At 41.3% G+C, this 4105-nt stretch carries 6 protein-coding genes; all 6 read left to right on the top strand.

The window, feature by feature from the left end; genetic code table 11:
• Window positions 1-85 precede the first annotated feature (85 nt).
• The 6 genes from ACESM0_RS13100 (at window position 86) to ACESM0_RS13075 (ending at window position 3621) form a co-directional block, all read left to right on the top strand.
• Window positions 86-373 carry a hypothetical protein gene (locus ACESM0_RS13100; RefSeq protein WP_372906650.1) on the top strand — a complete coding sequence of 96 codons (288 nt, stop codon included), beginning with the start codon at window positions 86-88 and terminating at the stop codon, window positions 371-373.
• A gap of 91 nt (window positions 374-464) precedes the next feature.
• Complete coding sequence (locus ACESM0_RS13095; protein ID WP_372906649.1) at window positions 465-698, top strand: addiction module protein; 234 nt, start codon at window positions 465-467, stop codon at window positions 696-698.
• The gene (locus tag ACESM0_RS13090) at window positions 695-985 is read left to right on the top strand and encodes a type II toxin-antitoxin system RelE/ParE family toxin (RefSeq protein ID WP_372906648.1); all 291 of its coding nucleotides are present in this window, start codon (window positions 695-697) and stop codon (window positions 983-985) included. Before ACESM0_RS13095 ends, ACESM0_RS13090 begins: the two co-directional genes overlap by 4 nt.
• Before the next feature lie 242 nt (window positions 986-1227).
• On the top strand, window positions 1228-1896 hold the full coding sequence (locus ACESM0_RS13085) for a hypothetical protein (protein ID WP_372906647.1): 669 nt from the start codon (window positions 1228-1230) through the stop codon (window positions 1894-1896).
• Window positions 1897-1921: 25 nt separating this feature from the next.
• Entirely contained in the window at window positions 1922-2962 is a 1041-nt protein-coding gene (locus ACESM0_RS13080) for a hypothetical protein (RefSeq protein WP_372906646.1), read from the top strand.
• A 98-nt stretch (window positions 2963-3060) separates the two neighbouring features.
• Window positions 3061-3621 (top strand): hypothetical protein, encoded by a 561-nt coding sequence (locus ACESM0_RS13075; protein ID WP_372906645.1) that lies wholly within the window; start codon window positions 3061-3063, stop codon window positions 3619-3621.
• Window positions 3622-4105: the final 484 nt, after the last annotated feature.

Below are 4105 nucleotides of genomic sequence, written 5' to 3'. Positions count from 1 at the left end.
ACGGCACTCATATTATTACCGGACGGCTTCGCCCGTTAAACTCCATCCGTTATACCGTAAAAACCAATTTTAATCATCTACAGCTATGGTCGCTAATAAAGGGAATCGTTCGGATATAAAAATTAATGAAAACTCAATGGTTGCTGAAATTACAATGGTTTCACGACTTTTGACTGCATTATATGCAATCGTTCTTGGAATTGTCCTCGTTCAGGTTTTCTATTTTTTCACAGGCTCAGGATCAGTTGTCGTTTTGTTTAACAATGTACTCTTTCTCACTTTCCTGGGGGTCTGTTCAATTCTTGGATGGATTGTGGGTGATAACTTCATTTTTTGGCTTAAAGATGAGATTGGGAACTGGAAGTTTTGGTGATTTACTTTGGCAGGTTAACGGTGGTTGATTAATAATTATCAGATTTGTTCGTTTTTCAATAGATTAGCATATAAACTCAATTTTCAAGATTATGATCACTGATTTTAAAGAGATAGAACATTCAGCCCTCGAACTGGATAAGAAGCGACGGGCGGAACTTGCCAAACGGCTTATCAAGAGTCTGGATGAAGAAATCGATTCTGATATTGAGCAGGCATGGATTGATGAAGTAGCTCGCAGAAAAGAAGAAATCAAATCAGGCAAGGTATCCCCTCTGTCGGGAGAAGAAGTTCATAAAGAGGCCAGAAAAATCCTTAAAAAGTGACTTTTCAATATCACCCGAAAGCGGCCAAAGAATTAACCAGTTCCATTGAATATTATGAGGATAAGTCTAAGGGGCTGGGCGAAGAGTTTCTTGATGAAGTCGAAGCTGCTATTTCACTTATACTTACTCACCCAAAAACAGGTTCATTAATTACTAAAGAGGACCGTAGAATTTTGTTAAACAGATTTCCTTACGGTCTTATTTATGATGTCTCAAATGAAATAATCACTATTAATGCTGTGATGCATTTGAGTCGTAGGCCCAAATATTGGAAGTCGAGAAAGTAGCTTACGGTATAACCAGCAATTTCTGCTGACGGGATAATGTTGGTTGCCCGGCTTTTGAGTTAGTAGCCCCGCAGCAGAATTGCCAAACCGTTATGGCCCGGTGAGTAAATATTTAGAAGCCTAAATCACAAAAGACAGAATTTACAAGATTTAAAATTCTGACCTTGAAATACTATCCCGGTCTCATATTTTAAGTTACAAGGTCTATTTGTTTTTGATACTTAATCAAAAATATTTGTGATATGCATGTAATTAACAATTTTAGGAAAACTTTTGCACATCTGTTCATTTGGAGCCTGATTTTTTTCCTGTTTGGCTGTGAAGATTTACAGCTTACACCGGATGAAGAACGGGCACTTTCAGAAGATTTACAGGTAACTGCTGAGAATATTGTAGACCACGAAGGAAGTCGATTAATTCGACCTTTTGAACGCCCATTTATAGAATTGTCTGAGAGAATACCAGAGTTTGCCGGCTTTTGGATAGATGATGGCAACCTTGTTCTTCACCTAACAAGTACTGAAGAGGCGCAACAACACATGCAATCCGTTGTCAACTATCTGAATGAAATAAAAGAATACATGGAATTTGATGCATCGAGAGCTGTTGCCAATGAGGTAGAGTATAGTTTTGAAGAGCTTCGAAACTGGCGCGATATGTTGTTTAGCCCTGTGTTCAGCTTGGATGGTGTGGTTATGCTCGCCCTTTCTGAAAAAATGAACCAAATACGTATTGGTGTTGAAAACGAAAGGTACATAGAAAACGTACATAAAATTGTTGAAGTCCTTGAGATACCGCTCGAGGCGATGCATATTGAGATCAGGCAAAGGCCGAATCTTTCTCAAAATATACAAGAAGATTCAATTCGCCCGATTTTAGGGGGGGACCGGTATAAGTCCTCCGGGAGCTGATCAGGGAGATACCTATAATTGTACGATGACTTTCAGTTTTGATTGGGGTGAAGATCGCGCATGGTTAACAAATAGCCATTGTACGGAATTGGGTTGGGAGGTAAATTTCGATGAAGAATTTTATCAGCCGAATGCCCAGGAAAACCAGCAAATCATAGGAAATGAGGTTTTCGACCCATTCGGCTGTAACTGTACAGTGGATGGCCAACAGCGCGATTGCAGATTTAGTGATGCTGCGGTTATTGAGATTCCTGATGGTGTGAATAGAAATAAAGGGATTTTCGCTCGTACCGAATACTATGGAGAAAACTGGAGTTCTGGATCATTGGAAATGACCAATGAATTCAAAATTCGTGATTATACAGATGGTTCGTTTACTGGAAATGAAGTACATAAAGTAGGAGCTACGTCGGGTTGGACAAAAGGTGAAGTCAAGGAAACCTGTGTGGACATTCCTCTATTAAATCGCCCTGAGTTTGCTTCGAATGATGTAGTACTTCTCTGTCAGCATATAGCCTCAGGGATGCGATCCGATCCAGGCGACAGCGGCTCTCCGGTATTTCGTAGAAATATGGCGTGGCAAGATCCAAACGAGGCAGCTTTGGTGGGTGTTTTGTGGGGAACTCTACCAAGTGAGGAAGAGACCTATTACAGTCCTATGGATGGTGTATTGGAAGATTTGGAAATAGAAGGTCATGAATTCAACATTCTGGATTATGCTCCAAGACCCTATTTAGGCCACAGTATAAACTGGAGTGCAGGGTGCGATCCGAATGCTCATCCCCGCATTTTTTGGGATGAAATAGACGAGGTAAATGAATATGAAATCCAGCGCACATCGGATGGTGGGATTTCCTGGGTTCATGTTGATTTTATTACACATTCGGACTATACAGATTTCAATATTTGCGAAGATATGATGGCCCTGGATTCCGATGGGGATGATTATGAGGTAATGCACTCCTATCGGGTACGTTCTCTTAGTGATGACGGAGTTTCAAGCTGGAGTGATATCGTACATTTTGGAAATGACGAGTCTGATGAAAATGGTGAGAATGGCATGTAATGCAGTGAGTTTTTTAAAGAATCGAGAACAAAATTTTAATAGTCTCAACTATGTTAAACATTCAAAACGTTTCATATCCAGCAATAATAGGAATACTTTTGGCGGGATTATTTGCAGTAATTGGATGCGATCTACTCGTGAATTCCGATAACAACAATCATCCCGATTGGCTGACAGGATCGGCAGACATTCCCGAAGGTATTGAGTTTACACTGGATGCTCCGGCCAAGGTTCAGGTTGGTGAACCAGTTCCCATAAAACTGACGTTCCGGAACATCACAGGTCATGATGTGGACCTGTTTTTCGGTCATTCATTTAAGGAGGGATTTGATACGCCGCGCAGAAAAAATTTTGCAGTTGGTGACGCTGATAGCGGCGAACTCGTTTGGTCATTAAACCTCTTGGGTACAGTTGTTTTGGGGTATAGGGGCCCCGTCTTAACACTTGAGGCTGGTCAAGAAATCACCTACCAGGAAAAGTGGGATCAGGATTTTGGTAAGTATGATGATAAGTATTCATCAGGAGATCCTACTCCTAAAAGAGATGAGGAAAAATTGGTGAACAGGTGCCTCCTGGAACATACAAAGTGTATGGTTTTCTCTACTTTGGTATCAAAGACGCTGGAAACACACAAGATTATTATACCCAGCCGCATATAGTTACTATTGTAGAATAAGAGAGATTGATTGTAGCAATATCAAACATTTGTCAAAACTTACCCCACAATAGAGTAAAAAAATACACGATGATGATATAAGTCAGGCTCGGTAGATTTAAATGCTTCAAAAATATAATTGTGTATGTACCTTGTGTATCATCTATTATAATCCTTACAGTACATGTTCGACCATAATCGAGTAGACGGCCGTGAGCAATTAAGCTCACGGTGCGCCTCTCACACCACCGTACGTACGGGTCGCGTATACGGCGGTTTGCTACGTTGACCTGATTTGGTGATAGAGTTCCAACATTGCGATATAGCCCCGTTTCTTCAATCTAGCTAAGGTGATGGTCGTTTTGAGGATGGGGCTTTGAGCGACTCGCCAGCCTCCCACCCCGACAGCTGTCGGGGCTCCATGCAAGGGGTCTTCCGGGGGCACACCAAGACGCATCAGGTTTTTCCGTTTGCGTTCCGGTTTCTTC

It is taken from the genome of Rhodohalobacter sp. (genome assembly GCF_041686455.1).
Classification (GTDB): domain Bacteria; phylum Bacteroidota; class Rhodothermia; order Balneolales; family Balneolaceae; genus Rhodohalobacter.
Note: the sequence above shows the minus strand (reverse complement) of the source record. Positions and strands in the feature narration are given on the sequence as shown.

Coding starts and splice junctions, on each gene's coding strand:
- ACESM0_RS13085 (WP_372906647.1), top strand. CDS start 1,228: ATGCATGTAATTAACAATTTTAGGAAAACTTTTGCACATCTGTTCATT.
- ACESM0_RS13095 (WP_372906649.1), top strand. CDS start 465: ATGATCACTGATTTTAAAGAGATAGAACATTCAGCCCTCGAACTGGAT.
- ACESM0_RS13100 (WP_372906650.1), top strand. CDS start 86: ATGGTCGCTAATAAAGGGAATCGTTCGGATATAAAAATTAATGAAAAC.
- ACESM0_RS13080 (WP_372906646.1), top strand. CDS start 1,922: ATGACTTTCAGTTTTGATTGGGGTGAAGATCGCGCATGGTTAACAAAT.